Raw genomic sequence first — 15,629 nt, forward strand, 5'->3', positions numbered from 1 at the left:
TGAAGCTAACCTCCCCTTGAAAAGTGGAGGTCGCTTTGCTCGCCAGAGCAAAGCGGGTGGGGATCGGCGCTCTCCTCATAGAGAGTCGCCTGCGGCTGACCCCATCCCGACCTTTCCCCTTTCAGGGGGAAGGAGAGGATGGATCCTTCGCGCGGATGCGGCTGGCTCCCCGGATTGCGCGGAGCCTGTCATCGGGCGCTCGTTCGCGCGACCCGTTCGCTGCATCCGGGCTACGGTTCTGTCACCCGCACGCGTTAAGCGTCCTGAGAGGTCATTTCTCAACGAATCCTGGCCTAGCTTCATCTGCCAGTTTCTTCAGCCGACTCTGCATGACCTCAATGATGCGCGCGCGCTTCGCCGCGATTCGTTCGATCGGTCCGCCGATGCCGATCGCGAGCGGAGCGCGTCTCTTGGGTAGGGGTACAAGCATGCCTATTGTGTTTGCGCCCGGCGTCGTGCGGCCGCTGGACTCGGAAAAGCCGCGGCGGCGAATGCGCTCGACCTCTTCGAGAAAGGCCGATTCGCGAACGCGCGCCGACTGACTCGGCTCCTCGGCGTTATTGCGACGGATGATGCCGCGAATTTTGGTATTTGGCATTTGGCTCAGCAGCACGTGTCCGAGCGCGGTACGAACCATCGGTCGTATTTGACCAGCATGTGCAATGAACTGAAGCTGATAGCCGCCGCGTACAACGTGTAGATACTGCATCCCAGCGGCGCCTGCCTGTTGTCCAAGCATCACGGTTTCGCCGCCAGTCGCGGTCCAGAGTTCCTCCATCAGATCGGTGAGCTTTGTGTCACGGAACGGAGAACGACGGATCCAATCACCAAGCAGATTTACCCGGTAGCTAGGGATGAAACGCCGGGTCTGTCGGTCGTATTCGAGGTAGTTCAATTCAACGAGACTGCTGAGCAATACTGACGTGCTCGATTGGGGCATCTCCAACGCGGAAGATATTTCAGTCACGGAAGCAGCCCGCTTTGTTTCCCGAAAGAACTCCAGAACTGCAAACGTCCGCATGGCCGATTTGACGATGGCCGTCTTATTCGAGTTCGGCATAGCTGTCTCCGCGGCGGGTCAACTACCGCACCTCCATCACATATGTGATGTTAGGACGAAACTGCTTCACTTGACGACAACTTTGGCACAGATTGGCGTCAATAAGATCAAGCCGCATGGAAACGCAGAGAGCAGGGGAAGGCGGATGCCCGGACGAAGTTTGCTCGAGAAGATCTGGGACCAGCATGTCATTGCCCGCCTCAGCGAGGACACCGATCTCCTGCATATCGACCGCCATCTGCTGCACGATCTCGGCGGCTCGCGCGGCCTGCTCGACCTGAAGAGCCGTGGCCTCAAGGTTCACAATCCCGAACTGGTCTTTGCGACGCCGGATCATGCGCTGTCGACGGCGCCCGGCCGCGCCGGAACCAGCAAGATCGGAATGGAATTGCTGGCCGCGCTGCGGGTCGAGACCGCGGCGAGCGGCATCACGCTGTTCGATGTCGACCAGCCCGGCCAGGGCATCGTCCACGTCATCGGGCCGGAACTCGGTTTGAGCCTGCCGGGCGCGACGATCGTCTGCGGCGACAGCCACACCTGTACCCATGGCGGCCTCGGCGCACTCGCTTTCGGCATTGGATCGAGCGAGCTCACCCATGTGCTGGCGACGCAGGCGCTGATCCAGAAGCGTCCGAAAACGATGCGCGCGCGCTTCGAGGGCAAGCTGCCGCTCGGCGTCACCGCCAAGGACATGATCCTGACGCTGATCGGGCATGTCGGCGCCGCCGGCGGCACCGGTTACGCGGTCGAATATGCCGGCAGCGCGATCCGGGCGCTGCCGATCGAGGGCCGGCTGACGATCTGCAACCTCTCGATCGAACTCGGCGCCAAGATGGGCATGGTGGCGCCGGACGACAAGACCTTCGAATTCCTGCGCGGCCGCCCCTATGCGCCGCAAGGCGAGATGTGGGATCTCGCGGTGAAGGCGTGGCGCGAACTGCCGAGCGATCCGGACGCGGTGTTCGACCGCGAGGTCGTAATCGATGTCGAAAAGATCATCCCGCAAGTGACCTGGGGCATCAGCCCCGAGCACGTCGTCGGCGTCGATGGCGTCATTCCCGATCCGAAGACGGTCGACGATCCGGCGCGGCGCGCCGCGATCGAGACCGCGCTCGACTATATGGGCCTGCAAGGCGGCGCACCGATTGCCGGCACGCCGGTCGATTGGGTGTTCATCGGCTCCTGCACCAACAGCCGGCTGAGCGATCTGCGCGCCGCGGCCGAGGTCGCGCGTGGCCGCAAGGTCGCGGCCGGGGTCCGCGCCTGGGTGGTGCCGGGCTCGGAAAACGTCAAGCGCGAGGCGGTTGCCGAGGGGCTCGACAAGATCTTCATCGACGCCGGCTTCGAGTGGCGCGAGCCGGGCTGCTCGATGTGCCTTGCCGCCAATGGCGAGGTGGTGGCGCCTGGGCAGCGCTCGGTCTCGACCTCGAACCGCAATTTCGTCGGCCGCCAGGGGCCGCGCGCCCGCACGCATCTGGCGAGCCCCGCGAGTGCGGCGGCCTCAGCCATTGCCGGCGCGATCGCCGATGTCAGGATGATGGGACGCCAGTGATGCCAAAGCCGTTCGACAAGCTCACCGCAACCGCTGCGCCGATCATGCGCGCCAATATCGACACCGACGTCATCATCCGCATCGAGCGCCTGGTCGGCAACTCGATCCGCGGCACGCTCGGCAAATGGGCGTTCGGCTCGCTGCGCTATCTCGCCGACGGCTCGGAGAATCCGGATTTCATCCTCAACCGCGAGCCGTACCGCGAGGCCGAGATCCTGGTGACGGGGCCGAATTTCGGCTGCGGCTCGTCGCGCGAAGGCGCGGTGTGGTCGCTGCAAGAGCGCGGCATCCGCGCCATCATCGGCTCCGGCTTCGGCGACATCTTCTTCGCCAACTGCTTCCAGAACGGAATCCTCCCCGTGATCGTCGACAAGGCGGTGGTGGATTCGCTTGCCGCCGACATCGAGGCGACGCAGGGCGCAGGCAAGATCTCGATCGATCTCGAGGCCCAGACCATCGTCTCGCCGTCGGGCGCGCGGCATTCGTTCGAGATCGACCCGCGGCGGCGCGACGGGCTCCTGAAGGGGCTCGACGAGGTGGCGCTGACGCTGCAGCGCGACGACGAGATCCACGCCTTCCAGGCCGCCGACCGCGCGGCGCGGCCCTGGATTCATTCTACAAGGACACCTGTATGAGCACGCAATCCAACATGGTCAAGGTCGCCGTCGTCGGCGGTGAGGGCATCGGTCCCGAGGTCACCGCGCAGTCGCGCCGCGTGCTCGACTGGTTCGCGGCCAAACGTAACGTGCCGATGACGCTGCGCGAGGCGCAATACGGCCTGATCCCGTATCTGGCGACCGGCAAGGTGCTGCCCGAGGACACGGCGGAAGCGATGGACGAGGCCGACGCGATCCTGTGGGGCGCGACCGGCGGGCCGGAGACCACGGAGGTGCCGGCGGCGGCGCGCAAGGCCGGCAGTCTGCTCGGCCTGCGCAGCAAATACGATCTCTACGCCAATTTGCGGCCGATCGTGGCGAGCCCGGCGCTGTCGGCGTCGGCGCCGCTGAAGGCCGAGGTGCTCGACGGCGTCGACTTCGTCATCATCCGCGAATTGACCAGCGGCATCTATTTCGGCGAACCGCGCGGCATCGAGACATTGCCCGATGGCCAGCGCCGCGGCTTCAACACCGAGCAATACACCACCAACCAGATCCGCCGCGTGGCGCGCTCGGCGTTCGAGCTGGCGCGGACCCGGCGCAACAAGGTCTGCTCGGTCGACAAGGCCAATGTGCTGGAGACCAGCGTGGTCTGGCGCGAGGAAATGATCAAACTGCACAAGGAGGAGTTCGCCGACGTCGAGCTGACCCATCTTTATGTCGACAACGCCGCGATGCAGATCGTGCGCGAGCCGCGGCAATTCGACGTGATGGTGACCGGCAACATCTTCGGTGACATCCTGTCCGACTGCGCGGCGATGGCTTCGGGCTCGCTCGGCATGCTGCCGTCGGCCTCGCTCGGCCCGGTCGATCGCTTCGGCCGGCGCAAGGCGCTGTATGAGCCGGTGCATGGCAGCGCGCCCGATATCGCCGGCAAGGGCATCGCCAATCCGCTCGGTTCGATCCTCAGCGTCGCGATGCTGCTGCGCTTGACACTGGACCGCCCTGAGGATGCCGATTTGCTGGAGAAGGCGGTGCAGACTGCGCTTGCGTCCGGCGCGCGGACCGCCGACATTGCAGAAGCCGGTGCGAGGAAGCTGTCGACCGTCCAGATGGGCGACGCGGTGCTCGCCGCGCTGGACAAGATCTCGGCCAAGGAGCACGCCTGATGGCGCGCATCACCATGCCCCAAGTATCGAGGCGATCGGCGCTGACGGTGATCGCTGCCGGCGGCGCGGCGCTGGCTGCGGGGCGTGGATGGGCGCAGGCGGCCACCGGCCGCGCAATCTATCCGGTCGCGGTGCCGGTCTATCAGACGCAATTTGTTGCGGATCGCATCGGCTACTTCAAGGAAGCCGGGCTCGACTGCAAGCTGCTGCAGGGCGGCAGCGGCGTGAAGACCCGCGAGATCATCGCCTCGTCGCAGGGCGATATCGGCATCGGCGACGTCACCCATCCGATGCAGCTGACCAATCACGGCCGCGCCGCGCGCGTGCTGCTGCCGGTCGACACACGGTCGAACTCGGTGATGTTCATCATCCGCAAGGACCTCAAGGACCAGGGCATCAACTCGCTGGAGGCCTTCGCCCAATGGAAGCGGCCCGACGGCCGCAAGCCGATCGTCTCGGTGTCCTCGCTCGGTGGCACCAACCATGTCTGGGCGTCCTACTACATGGAAACCATGGGTCTCGACGACAAGGTGACCTGGATCGGCACCGGCAATGTCGACACCATGCTGGGGTCGCTGAAATCGAAGCAAGTCGATATCCTTGTCAGCTCGCTGTCGCTGCTGAACGAGGCGCAGCAGCAGGGCTGGGGCGAACTGCTGTTCGACGGCACCGACGAGGCGATCTGGAACAAGCATATCGGCGGCAAGGTGCCGGTAACCGCGCATTTCACGCTGCAGGCGACCGTCGACAAGGATCCCGCCAAAATGCAGGCCTTCGTCACCGCGCTGTGGCGCGCGTCGCAGTGGATCAAGGCGCACAAGCCGACGGAGGTCTACGACGCCATCGAGCCCTATGTCGGCAGCACCTCGCGTGATGCCAATCTGCTCGAGATCACGGCGATCCAAAAGGTCGCGGACTATGAGGGCACGATCGACGCCGCAAGCTTCGCGCGCGGCGAGAAGGTCTGGTTCCGCGAGATGACGGGCATCAAGCCGCTCAAGATCGCCGACGTGGTCAACTCCAACCTGATCGACGCGGCGCGAAAGGCCTATCCGGGTTGAGCGCGCTCGAGACGAGCGTCACTCCGTCGCCGCGCGCCTCGGCCGACCGCCGCGTCGAGGTCAACGGCCTGTGCAAGTCGTTCCAGCTCGCCAAAACCACGATCGAGGCTGTTCGCGACGTCACTTTCGACGTCCGCCGCGGCGAGTTCGTCGCGCTGCTTGGGCCGTCGGGCTCGGGCAAGAGCACCGTGCTCAACATGATCGCCTCGCTGATCCGCCCCACCGGCGGCGAGATCCTGATCGACGGCAAGCGCGTCGTCGCCGGCAAGGCGACGCCCGATGTCGGCTACGTCTTCCAGCGCGATACGCTGTTCCCCTGGCGGACGGTTGCCGACAATATCGGCTATGGGCTGGAGCTGTCAGGCGTGCCGGCGCAGGAGCGGAAAGCGCGCATCGCGGAATGCGTCGCGCAGGCTGGGCTGAACGGATTTGAGAATGCCTATCCGTCGGCGCTGTCGGGCGGCATGCGGCAGCGCGCGGCGTTGATGCGGACCCTGATCGTCGAGCCGCAGATCCTGTTGATGGACGAGCCGTTCGGCGCGCTCGATACCCACACCAAGATCGACATGCACGAGGTGCTGCTCCGGATCTGGGAGCGCGAGCAGCAAACCGTGCTGTTCGTGACCCACGATCTCGGCGAGGCGCTGACGCTCGCCGACCGCATCATCCTGTTCTCGGCGCGGCCGGGCCGGATCAAGGACATGTTCGAGGTCGACTTCGCTCGCCCGCGCGATGCGGTGAAGGTGCGCGAGACCCCGCGCTATGCCGAGCTGTTCCAGCACATCTGGCATTCGCTCGGCGAGGAATTCGTCAAGGGCCGCAGCCCATGAAGCGATACAGCATGATGAACACGATCGGCTGGCAGGTCCTGATCTGCGCAATCGTGCTGTCGGTGTGGCAATGGGGCTACGACCTGCGCACAAAACTGCCGTGGCTGGTGCCGGATCTGCTCGACCCGTACTTCATCTCGAAGCCGTCGATGATCTACGAGAATTTCCTGATCCAGAGCTGCCTCAAATCGAAGCTCGGCGTCTTCAACGGCTGGTTCAACGGCGACTTCGCAAAGTGCCTGGCACGCAACGAGAACAATCTCTGGGCCGCTACCGCCATTACGCTGAAGAACACCTTCTTCGGCTTCGTCACCGGCGTGGTCAGCGGCTTCGTCGCCGGGCTGATCCTGGGGCGCTCCGACCGCCTGAGCGCGATCTTCCAGCCCTTCATCACCGCGGTGAATTCGATTCCGCGGATCGCGCTGGCGCCGATCATCGTGCTGGCGTTCGGGATCGGCGACATGTCGAAGATCGTGACCTCCTGGATCGTGGTGGTGTTCCTGGTGTTCTTCAACACCTTCGAAGGCGCGCGCTCGATCGACGAGGGTTTTACCAATGCTGCGCGGCTGCTCGGCGCCAGCGAGTGGCAGATCACCCGCACCGTGGTGATCCCCTCGACCATGGCCTGGGTGTTCGCCTCGCTGACGCCCGCCATTTCGTTTGCGCTGATCGGCGTGATCGTCGGCGAATTCATCGGCGCCGAGCGCGGCATCGGCCGTCTCATCATCGAGTCGGAGGCGCGCGGCGAGGCCTCCGGCATGATGGTCGCGGTCGTGGTGCTGATGCTGGTCGGTGTCGTGCTGTCGGCGATCATCTGGCGGCTGCAGGCCTATCTCTTGCGCTGGCAGCGGCAGCGCAGTGCGGAGTAGAAAGCGGCCCGCGGCGACATCGCATTCGTCGCGCACGGGCCACCTTCTGATTCACGCTGCGGTTTCCGACGGCGAGCTCTCGCCGTCGAGCCAATCCTGCTCCTTGGCCAGCGCGCGCCAGGCCGCTTCCATGCGCTTGAAGCGATTGTAGGTAGGCTCGTCGTCAGCGCGCTCGGCAAGCTGCGCGCAGTTCTCCGCATTGTCGAGGAAGTGCTGCGATTGTTTCATGGAACGTCCTCCTGTTGATGAGGACGTGGGAGATCAATTCGGGCGATTCAACGCGTGGAACATGAGCATTTTGCCACGCTGGTGAATGTCTGTTCACGCGAGTTCCATGCGCGATGTTCCGCGCTTGCGCGTGCGCATCTGCAGCAGGGTCGTTGACGCCAGTCCTAGGTCACCGGCGCCGGGTTGAACAGCGTGAGATCGTTGTGAATGCCCCAGCGGTCCGACCATGGCTTGGTCCGCCCGCTCGCGACATCGAGAATCAGGCGGAATAGGTCCCAGCCGGTCTCCTCGATCGTCTTCTCGCCGGTCGCGATGCAGCCGGCGTCGAAATCGATCAGATCCTTCCAGCGCCGCGCGAGCTCGCTGCGGGTCGCGACCTTGATGACGGGCGCAGCGGCGAGGCCATAGGGCGTGCCGCGGCCTGTGGTGAACACCTGCAAGGTCATGCCGGAGGCGAGCTGCAGCGTGCCGCAGATGAAGTCGCTTGCAGGAGTAGCCGCAAACAGCATGCCCTTCTGCCGCGCCTTCTCGCCCGGCGACAGCACGCCCGTGATCGGGCCGGAGCCCGACTTGACGATCGAGCCCAAGGATTTTTCGACGATGTTGGCGAGCCCGCCCTTCTTGTTGCCCGGCGTGGTGTTGGCGCTGCGGTCGGCGCCGCCGCGGGCGAGATAGGCGTCGTACCATGCCATCTCGCGGATCAGCGCGCGGCCGACATCCTCGTTGACGGCGCGGCGGGTCAGAAGCTGGATCGCGTCGCGCACCTCGGTCACTTCCGAGAACATCACAGTCGCGCCGGCGCGTACCAGCAGATCGGCCGCGAAGCCGACTGCGGGGTTCGCGGTGACGCCGGAGAACGCATCGCTGCCGCCGCATTGCAGGCCGATCACGAGATCGGCGGCCGGGCAGGTCTCGCGCGTGCGGGCGTTGAGCACCTTCAGGCGCGCCTCGGCCTGGGTCATGATCGCATCGACGATGGCGCCGAAGCCGTCAAAGGCTTCGTCCTGCATCCGTACGATGGCGTCACTGATGCCATCCGGCACCAACCGTTCCGGCGCGAGCTTCTCGCAGCCGAGCCCGACCACGAGGATCTCGCCGCCGAAATTCGGATTGAGCGCGAGATTCTGCAAGGTGCGGATCGGCACCACGGCATCGGGCGCCGTGATCGCGACGCCGCAGCCATAGGCATGCGTCAGCGGCACGACGTCGTCGACATTGGGATATTTCGGCAGCAGCTCGGCGCGGATGCGCTTGACCGCATATTCCATCGTGCCCTTGACGCATTGCACGGAGGAGGAGATGCCGAGGATGTTCTTGGTACCGACCGAGCCGTCGGGATTGCGAAAACCTTCGAACGTAAAACCTTCGAGCGGCGGCAGCGCCGGCGGCACCGCGGTTGCGATCTCGAGCTGATCGAGCGGCGGCGCGTCGGGCATGCGGATGCGTGCCTCGTCGACCCATTCGCCGGCCAGGATCGGCGACAGCGCATGGCCGATCACCTCGCCATAGCGGATGATCGGCGCGCCCTCGGCGATGTCTTCCAGCGCGGTCTTGTGGCCCTGCGGCACGAAGGCGCGCAGCGTCAGGCCGGAGGCGAAGCGGGAGCCGGCGGGCAGGCCGAAATCATTGACGACGATCGCGACATTGTCGCGTTCGTTGAGCTTGATGTAGCGGGGCTGCTCCTTCGCGCCGATCGACTGGTCCATGTGGGCTCTCCTGAGGTTTCGGCGCCAACGGCTTTCTTGCTTTACCTCTCCCGCTTGTGGGGGAGGTCGGCACGCGTAGCGTGACGGGTGGGGGCTCTCTCCACAGTGTAACTCGTGGAGAGAGCCCCCACCCCAACCCTCCCCCGCAAGCGGGAGAGAGGGCGCACTTTCCGTGCGATGAGTCTCAACCCGGGAACGTATAAGCCGTCTTCACCGTGGTGTAGAACTCGCGGGCATAGGCGCCCTGTTCGCGCGCGCCGTAGCTCGAGCCTTTGCGGCCGCCGAACGGCACGTGGTAGTCGACGCCGGCGGTCGGCAGATTGACCATCACCATGCCTGCCTCGCTGTTGCGCTTGTAATGCGAGGCGTATTTCAGGCTTGACGTGCAGATGCCCGAGGCGAGGCCGAACTCGGTGTCGTTGGAGATCGCGAGCGCCTCCTCATAATCCTTGGCGCGGATCACGCAGGCGACCGGGCCAAAAATCTCCTCGCGCGCGATGCGCATGGTGTTGGTGGCTTCGGTGAACAGCGCCGGCTGCAGATAGAAGCCGGGCGTCTGGCGGTTCAACAGCTCGCCGCCCCAATGCAGGCGGGCGCCTTCGTCCTGGCCGATCTTGATATAGCGGAGGTCCTGGTCGAGCTGGCTCTGGTCGACGACCGGGCCGACATGCACACCGCTCTTCAGCGCGTCGTCCACCGAAAGCCCCTTCATCCGCTCGGTCATCGCGGCGACGAAGCGGTCGTGAATTCCCGCGGTGACGATCAGGCGCGAGGACGCCGTACAGCGCTGGCCGGTGGAGAAATAGGCGCCGTTGACGGCGACTTCGACCGCGACCTTGAGATCGGCGTCGTCGAGCACGACCAGCGGGTTCTTGCCGCCCATCTCGAGCTGGAATTTCTTCATCGGGTTGGAGACCACGCAGGCCTGCGCGATCTTGCGGCCGGTCTGGACCGAGCCGGTGAAGGAGATCGCGGCGACGTCGGGATGTTCGAGCAGGGTCTGGCCGACTACCGAGCCCGAGCCGACCACGAGGTTGAAGACCCCTGCCGGAATCCCGGAGCGTGCGATGATCTCGGACAGCGCATGCGCGGAGCCCGGTACCAGCTCGGCCGGCTTGAACACCACACTGTTGCCGTAGCAGAGCGCCGGCGCGATCTTCCAGGCCGGGATCGCGATCGGGAAATTCCACGGCGTGATCATGCCGACGACGCCGACCGGCTCGCGGGTGATCTCGACATCGAGGCCGGGACGCACGGATGCGCCCTTCTCGCCGGTCAGCCGCAGCGCTTCGCCGGCAAAGAAAGCAAAGATCTGGCCGGCGCGCGCCACCTCGCCGATGCCTTCCGGCAGCGTCTTGCCTTCCTCGCGCGCGAGCAGGCTGCCGAGCTCTTCCTTGCGGGCGAGGATTTCGACCGAGATCCTGGTCAGCGCGTCAAAGCGCTCCTGCGGTGTCGAGCGCGACCAGGCCGGGAAGGCGGCCTTTGCCGCGGCGATCGCCTTTTCGGTCTGCGCCTTGTCGGCCTTGGCGTATTCGCCGACGACGTCCTTGGTGTTGGAGGGATTGATGTCCCGCGTGATGCCTGTTCCGTCGACCCATTCGCCGGCGATGAAGTTCTTCTGATGGGCGGTCATGTTTCCAACCTTTCTTTATTAGCGCACGAGGCAGGGACGCTTGTCGTCGAAGGTCCAGCCGGGGATCAGGAACTGCATGGCCAGCGCGTCGTCGCGGGCGCCGAGGCCATGCTGCTTGTATAGCGCGTTCGCAGCTTCAATGGCACCGCGATCGAGCTCGATGCCGAGGCCCGGACGGTCGGGGATCGCGATCTTGCCGCCCTTGATCTGCAACGGCTTCTTGGTCAACGCCTGGCCGTCCTGCCAGATCCAGTGGGTGTCGATTGCGGTCACCTTGCCGGGCGCGGCGGCGCCGACATGGGTGAACATCGCCAGCGAAATGTCGAAATGGTTGTTGGAGTGCGAGCCCCAGGTCAGGCCGTTGTCGCGGCAGGTCTGCGCCACCCGCACCGAGCCCTGCATGGTCCAGAAATGCGGATCGGCGAGCGGAATGTCGACTGCGCCGAGGCGCAGCGCGTGGGAGAGCTGGCGCCAGTCGGTCGCGATCATGTTGGTTGCGGTCGGCAGCCCGGTGGCGCGGCGGAACTCGGCCATGATCTCGCGGCCGGAGAAGCCGGCCTCCGCGCCGCAGGGATCCTCGGCGTAGGCGAGAATGCCGTGCATGTTGCTGCAAAGACGGATCGCCTCGTCGAGCGACCAGGCGCCGTTCGGGTCGAGCGTCACGCGCGCCTGTGGGAAGCGCTTGGCGATCGCGGTGACGGCCTCGATCTCCTGTTCGCCGGCGAGCACGCCGCCCTTGAGCTTGAAATCGGCAAGGCCGTAATGCGCCTGCGTCGCCTCGGCGAGCCGCACGATCGCGTCCGGTGTCATCGCAACCTGATGGCGCAGATTGAACCAGTCCGCCTTGCCGGTCTCGCCTTCAACGTAAGGTAGGCTGGTCTTGCTGCGATCGCCCACAAAGAAGAGATAGCCGAGCGTCTCGACGCTGGCGCGCTGCTGGCCTTCGCCGAGCAGCGCCGCGACCGGGAGATTGAGATGCTGGCCGAGCAGATCGAGGAGTGCGGATTCCACGGCCGTCACCGCATGGATGGTGACGCGCAGATCAAAGGTCTGCTTGCCGCGGCCGCCGGCGTCGCGGTCGGCAAAGGTCTGGCGCATCGACGCCAGGATGTTGTTGCAGGCGCCGATGGTCTGGCCGACGACGAGGTCGCGTGCGTCCTCGAGCGTCTTGCGGATCTTCTCGCCGCCCGGCACCTCGCCGACGCCGGTGTGGCCGGAGTTGTCAGTGAGGATGACGAGGTTGCGGGTGAAGAACGGCGCATGCGCGCCGCTCAGATTGAGGAGCATGCCGTCGCGGCCGGCAACCGGGATCACCTCCATCGCCGTGACGACGGGGGCGCCGGCAAAGCCGGTGCGGATCGTGTCTTGAATCATCTGCTCCTCCCTTGGTCTTCCTTCCGTTCTTGCGCCGCTTCGGCCTATTCTGCTGCTTGCTGTCTCGCAGCCTGCGGCAGCTTGGCCACCAGCGCCGCGACTTCGGCGATCTCCTGTTGGGTCAGGTCGGTCAGCGGCGGCCGCACCGGACCGGAATCGCGGCCGATCACCTTCATGCCGGCCTTGATGATCGATACCGCATAGCCCTTCTTGCGGTTACGTATCGCGATCAGCGGCAGGATGAAATCCTTCAACCCTGCATGGATGGTCTGATGATCGCGCCGGCGCACCGCCGCGTAGAAATTGGTCGCGAACTCGGGCACGAAGTTGAACACCGCCGATGAATAGGTGGTGACACCCATGTCGAGATAGGGCAGGGCAAAGGTTTCCGCCGTGGGGAGCCCGCCGATATAGGTCAGGCGGTCGCCGAGCCGGGTGTAGACGCGGGTCATCAGCTCGATGTCGCCGATGCCGTCCTTGTAGCCGACCAGGTTCGGGCAGCGCTCGCAGAGCCGCGCCAGCGTATCGGGCTGCAGGATCGCGTTGTCGCGGTTGTAGACGATGACGCCGATCTTGACCGACGCGCACACCGCCTCGACATGGGCGGCGAGACCGTCCTGCTCGGCATGTGTGAGATAGGGCGGCAGCAGCAGCAGGCCATCGGCGCCGGCCTTTTCGGCGCCGATCGCGATCTCGCGCGCGATCGCGGTGCCGTAGCCGGTGCCGGCCAGCACGGGAACGCGGCCCTTGGTCTCCTCGACCGCGACCTTCACGACCTGCGGAACCTCAGCCGGCGTCAGCGAGAAGAACTCGCCGGTGCCGCCGGCGGCGAACAGGCCGGCGACGTCATATCCGCACAGCCAGTCCATGTTGGCGCGATAGGTCGCCTCGTCGAACGAATGATCCGCGTTAAACGGGGTCACGGGGAAGGACAGGAGGCCGCCACCGATTCTCGCGGCCATCTCCTGAGGGGTCATCTTGCTCATGGCGCCACTCCTAAAATGCTGTTGGAACGGATGCGCGAGCAGCGCGCGTCCATGGCGAGATTTCTAGGAAATCGTTCGATGCGCGTCCAAGCCAAACGCGGTATCGAGCGATGCACAATCTGCATCAATCGCCGCGCAGGTGCGGGCCGGCGATTTCGGTCGCGATCTCGATCAATGCCGGCAGCAGCTGGTTCTCGTGATCGCGCCGCCATACCATGAACAGCTCGACCGGCACCGGCGTGCGCAACTTCAGCGGCTTCAGCCGGACATCCGCGATCTTCAGGCTGGCGGCCGCTTCCGGCACGATCGCGACGCCGAGCCCGGCGCGCACCATGGCGAGGATCGAATGGATCTGGCTGAGATGCTGGACATAGCGCGGCAGCATGTCGGCGCGCGTGAACATCGACACCAGCAGATCGTGGAAGTAGCGTGCCTCATAGGGCGAATACATCACGAAGGGCTGGTCGTCGAAATCCTTGATGCTGACGGTCTCGGCCGCGGCCAGCGGATGCTTCTTCGGGATCGCGGCAAGCAGCGGCTCGGCCACGACGCGCCGGCTGGCGAATTCCGGCCGCGCGATCGGCGGGCGCAGCAGGCCGGCGTCGATCTGGCCGGTGGTCAGCGCCTCGAACTGATCGCCGGAGACCATTTCCTTCAGGGAAAAATCGACCTCCGGCAGGCGGGAGCGGGCGGCCGCGATCAGGTCGGGCAGGAAGCCATAGGCGGCTGCGGCCGTGAAGCCGATCTTGAGCGAGCCGGTCTTGCCGAGCGCGATGCGGCGGGCGACCTGCGACGCGGACTCCGCAAGCTTGAGGATACGCCGCGCCTCCGGCAAGAAGCTGCGTCCCGCCGGCGTCAACCGCACCGAGCGGCTGGTGCGCTCCAGCAGCGGCGCGTCGATGATGTGCTCGAGCACCTGGATCTGCCGGCTCAGCGGCGGCTGCGTCATGTTGAGCCGCGCGGCGGCGCGGCCGAAGTGCAATTCCTCGGCCACCGTGACGAAACAGCGGAGCTGGTTCAGGTCGAACATCGATGCTAGCCTGGAATGGATCGCTCGAGGATTTGTACGTTCTAGCATCGATGCCTCCCACTGGCCAAGAAGACAAAGACGGCGGCCGAAGCCGCCGTTGACATGTTGTAGCGGCTGCGGCGGCCTCGCTCAGGCCGCCTTCAGCTGCACCCGCTTGATCTCGCCGACGATGAACAGATAGGCGATCGCCGCGACCAGCGCGTTGGCGCCGACGAACACCAGCGCGCCGTTGAACGAGCCGGTGGCGGCGAGGATGTAGCCGATGATGATCGGCGTGGTGATCGAGGACAGGTTCCCGAAGGTGTTGAACAAGCCGCCGGAGACGCCGCCGGCTTCCTTCGGCGAGGTGTCCGAAACCACGGCCCAGCCGAGCGCACCGATGCCCTTGCCGAAGAAGGCCAGCGCCATGAAGCCGACCACCAGTGCCTGGCTGTCGACGTAGTTGCAGGCGATGATCGCCATCGACAGCAGCATGCCGCCGACGATCGGGATCTTGCGCGCCATGGTCAGCGAGCCGGTGCGGCGCAGCAGGTAGTCCGAGATCACGCCGCCGAGCACGCCGCCGATGAAGCCGCACAGCGCCGGCAACGTCGCGACGAAGCCGGCTTGCAGGATCGAGAGCCCGCGCTCCTTGACCAGATAGACCGGGAACCAGGTCAGGAAGAAATAAGTCAGCGTGTTGATGCAATACTGGCCGATATAGACGCCGAGCATCATGCGGTTGGCGAGCAACTGGCGGATGTGGTCCCAGCTGGGGCCGCTGTCGTGCTTTTTACCGTCCTTCGCCGCGTCCATGTCGACCAGCGCGCCGCCCTCTTTGATGTAGTCGAACTCGGCCTCGTTGATCGCGGGATGCTCCTTCGGCTCGTGGATCGTCTTGATCCAGGCGATGCCCATCACGATGCCGAGCCCGCCCATCACGTAGAACACGTGGCGCCAGCCGTATTCGTGCGCGATCCAGCCCATCAGCGGCGCGAAGATCACGGTCGCGAAATACTGCCCGGAGTTGAAGAAGGCCGATGCGGTGCCGCGCTCATTGCCGGGGAACCAGGCCGCGACGATGCGGGCATTGGCCGGGAACGATGGCGCTTCGGCGAAGCCGACCAGAAAGCGCAGTGCGAACAGCAGGCCCACGGCCGCGCCCGCTGAGAGAAACCCGACCAGGCCCTGCAGCGCGGTGAAGATCGACCAGACGATGATGCTGATCGCATAGACCCACTTCGAGCCGAAGCGGTCGAGCAGCCAGCCGCACGGCACCTGGGCGATCACATAGGACCAGCCAAAGGCCGAGAATACGTAACCCATCGCGACGGGGTCGAGATGCAGTTCCTTGGAGAGCGCGGGGCCGGCGATCGAGAGCGTGGCGCGATCGGCATAGTTCACGGTGGTGACGAAAAACAGCATCGTCACGATCAGAAGCCGGACGCGGGATCGCCGCGCGTCCGCAGCGGACACAATCGCGCTCATTAGCGCCTCCTTGAAAAAATTTCCTCGGGGGCAGTCCTAGAGAGATGACGGCAATGGGTCCAAGCCGA

General features: G+C 65.2%; 14 protein-coding genes. 6 read left to right on the plus strand and 8 right to left on the minus strand.

Annotation, left to right across the window (positions count from 1 at the left end; all coding sequences use genetic code 11):
• Positions 1-271 precede the first annotated feature (271 nt).
• Positions 272-1,060: an IclR family transcriptional regulator gene (locus K359_RS0130945; protein WP_029082790.1), complete on the minus strand. Its 789-nt coding sequence runs from the start codon at positions 1,058-1,060 to the stop codon at positions 272-274.
• Positions 1,061-1,205: 145 nt separating this feature from the next.
• Between K359_RS0130945 and leuC the strand changes: the two genes are divergently transcribed.
• From leuC to K359_RS0130975, 6 genes are read left to right on the plus strand one after another with little or no spacing between them, the layout of a single operon-like run.
• Entirely contained in the window at positions 1,206-2,612 is a 1,407-nt protein-coding gene (gene leuC, locus K359_RS0130950) for a 3-isopropylmalate dehydratase large subunit (protein ID WP_029082791.1), read from the plus strand.
• Positions 2,612-3,247, plus strand: a complete 636-nt coding sequence (gene leuD / locus K359_RS0130955; protein ID WP_029082792.1) for a 3-isopropylmalate dehydratase small subunit — start codon at positions 2,612-2,614, stop codon at positions 3,245-3,247. The genes leuC and leuD overlap by 1 nt, the downstream gene beginning before the upstream one ends.
• Positions 3,244-4,377: a 3-isopropylmalate dehydrogenase gene (gene leuB, locus K359_RS0130960; RefSeq protein WP_029082793.1), complete on the plus strand. Its 1,134-nt coding sequence runs from the start codon at positions 3,244-3,246 to the stop codon at positions 4,375-4,377. Before leuD ends, leuB begins: the two co-directional genes overlap by 4 nt.
• Positions 4,377-5,438, plus strand: coding sequence for an ABC transporter substrate-binding protein (locus K359_RS0130965; RefSeq protein WP_029082794.1), 1,062 nt, complete (start codon positions 4,377-4,379; stop codon positions 5,436-5,438). The genes leuB and K359_RS0130965 overlap by 1 nt, the downstream gene beginning before the upstream one ends.
• Complete coding sequence (locus K359_RS0130970; protein WP_029082795.1) at positions 5,435-6,268, plus strand: ABC transporter ATP-binding protein; 834 nt, start codon at positions 5,435-5,437, stop codon at positions 6,266-6,268. Before K359_RS0130965 ends, K359_RS0130970 begins: the two co-directional genes overlap by 4 nt.
• Before the next feature lie 11 nt (positions 6,269-6,279).
• Positions 6,280-7,137 (plus strand): ABC transporter permease, encoded by an 858-nt coding sequence (locus K359_RS0130975; RefSeq protein WP_371261204.1) that lies wholly within the window; start codon positions 6,280-6,282, stop codon positions 7,135-7,137.
• A 51-nt stretch (positions 7,138-7,188) separates the two neighbouring features.
• Here the strand turns inward: K359_RS0130975 and K359_RS63485 are convergent, their stop codons facing one another.
• The 7 genes from K359_RS63485 to K359_RS0131010 form a co-directional block, all read right to left on the minus strand.
• Positions 7,189-7,365 carry a hypothetical protein gene (locus K359_RS63485; RefSeq protein WP_165126055.1) on the minus strand — a complete coding sequence of 59 codons (177 nt, stop codon included), beginning with the start codon at positions 7,363-7,365 and terminating at the stop codon, positions 7,189-7,191.
• A gap of 164 nt (positions 7,366-7,529) precedes the next feature.
• Positions 7,530-9,071, minus strand: coding sequence for a galactarate dehydratase (gene garD / locus K359_RS0130985; RefSeq protein ID WP_029082797.1), 1,542 nt, complete (start codon positions 9,069-9,071; stop codon positions 7,530-7,532).
• A 184-nt stretch (positions 9,072-9,255) separates the two neighbouring features.
• Positions 9,256-10,704 (minus strand): aldehyde dehydrogenase family protein, encoded by a 1,449-nt coding sequence (locus tag K359_RS0130990; RefSeq protein WP_029082798.1) that lies wholly within the window; start codon positions 10,702-10,704, stop codon positions 9,256-9,258.
• Positions 10,705-10,722: 18 nt separating this feature from the next.
• Positions 10,723-12,078, minus strand: a complete 1,356-nt coding sequence (gene gudD, locus K359_RS0130995) for a glucarate dehydratase (protein ID WP_029082799.1) — start codon at positions 12,076-12,078, stop codon at positions 10,723-10,725.
• A gap of 44 nt (positions 12,079-12,122) precedes the next feature.
• Entirely contained in the window at positions 12,123-13,064 is a 942-nt protein-coding gene (gene kdgD / locus K359_RS0131000) for a 5-dehydro-4-deoxyglucarate dehydratase (RefSeq protein ID WP_029082800.1), read from the minus strand.
• A 124-nt stretch (positions 13,065-13,188) separates the two neighbouring features.
• Positions 13,189-14,094 (minus strand): LysR substrate-binding domain-containing protein, encoded by a 906-nt coding sequence (locus K359_RS0131005; RefSeq protein WP_029082801.1) that lies wholly within the window; start codon positions 14,092-14,094, stop codon positions 13,189-13,191.
• A 129-nt stretch (positions 14,095-14,223) separates the two neighbouring features.
• Positions 14,224-15,561, minus strand: coding sequence for an MFS transporter (locus K359_RS0131010; protein ID WP_029082802.1), 1,338 nt, complete (start codon positions 15,559-15,561; stop codon positions 14,224-14,226).
• Positions 15,562-15,629: the final 68 nt, after the last annotated feature.

The organism is Bradyrhizobium sp. th-b2 (genome assembly GCF_000426785.1).
Classification (GTDB): domain Bacteria; phylum Pseudomonadota; class Alphaproteobacteria; order Rhizobiales; family Xanthobacteraceae; genus Bradyrhizobium; species Bradyrhizobium septentrionale.

Bases quoted from the DNA above. Each gene is read 5' to 3' on its own strand.
- K359_RS0130945 (WP_029082790.1), bottom strand. From the start codon at position 1,060: ATGCCGAACTCGAATAAGACGGCCATCGTCAAATCGGCCATGCGGACG.
- leuC (WP_029082791.1), top strand. From the start codon at position 1,206: ATGCCCGGACGAAGTTTGCTCGAGAAGATCTGGGACCAGCATGTCATT.
- leuD (WP_029082792.1), top strand. From the start codon at position 2,612: ATGCCAAAGCCGTTCGACAAGCTCACCGCAACCGCTGCGCCGATCATG.
- leuB (WP_029082793.1), top strand. From the start codon at position 3,244: ATGAGCACGCAATCCAACATGGTCAAGGTCGCCGTCGTCGGCGGTGAG.
- K359_RS0130965 (WP_029082794.1), top strand. From the start codon at position 4,377: ATGGCGCGCATCACCATGCCCCAAGTATCGAGGCGATCGGCGCTGACG.
- K359_RS0130975 (WP_371261204.1), top strand. From the start codon at position 6,280: ATGATGAACACGATCGGCTGGCAGGTCCTGATCTGCGCAATCGTGCTG.
- K359_RS63485 (WP_165126055.1), bottom strand. From the start codon at position 7,365: ATGAAACAATCGCAGCACTTCCTCGACAATGCGGAGAACTGCGCGCAG.
- garD (WP_029082797.1), bottom strand. From the start codon at position 9,071: ATGGACCAGTCGATCGGCGCGAAGGAGCAGCCCCGCTACATCAAGCTC.
- K359_RS0130990 (WP_029082798.1), bottom strand. From the start codon at position 10,704: ATGACCGCCCATCAGAAGAACTTCATCGCCGGCGAATGGGTCGACGGA.
- gudD (WP_029082799.1), bottom strand. From the start codon at position 12,078: ATGATTCAAGACACGATCCGCACCGGCTTTGCCGGCGCCCCCGTCGTC.
- kdgD (WP_029082800.1), bottom strand. From the start codon at position 13,064: ATGAGCAAGATGACCCCTCAGGAGATGGCCGCGAGAATCGGTGGCGGC.
- K359_RS0131005 (WP_029082801.1), bottom strand. From the start codon at position 14,094: ATGTTCGACCTGAACCAGCTCCGCTGTTTCGTCACGGTGGCCGAGGAA.
- K359_RS0131010 (WP_029082802.1), bottom strand. From the start codon at position 15,561: ATGAGCGCGATTGTGTCCGCTGCGGACGCGCGGCGATCCCGCGTCCGG.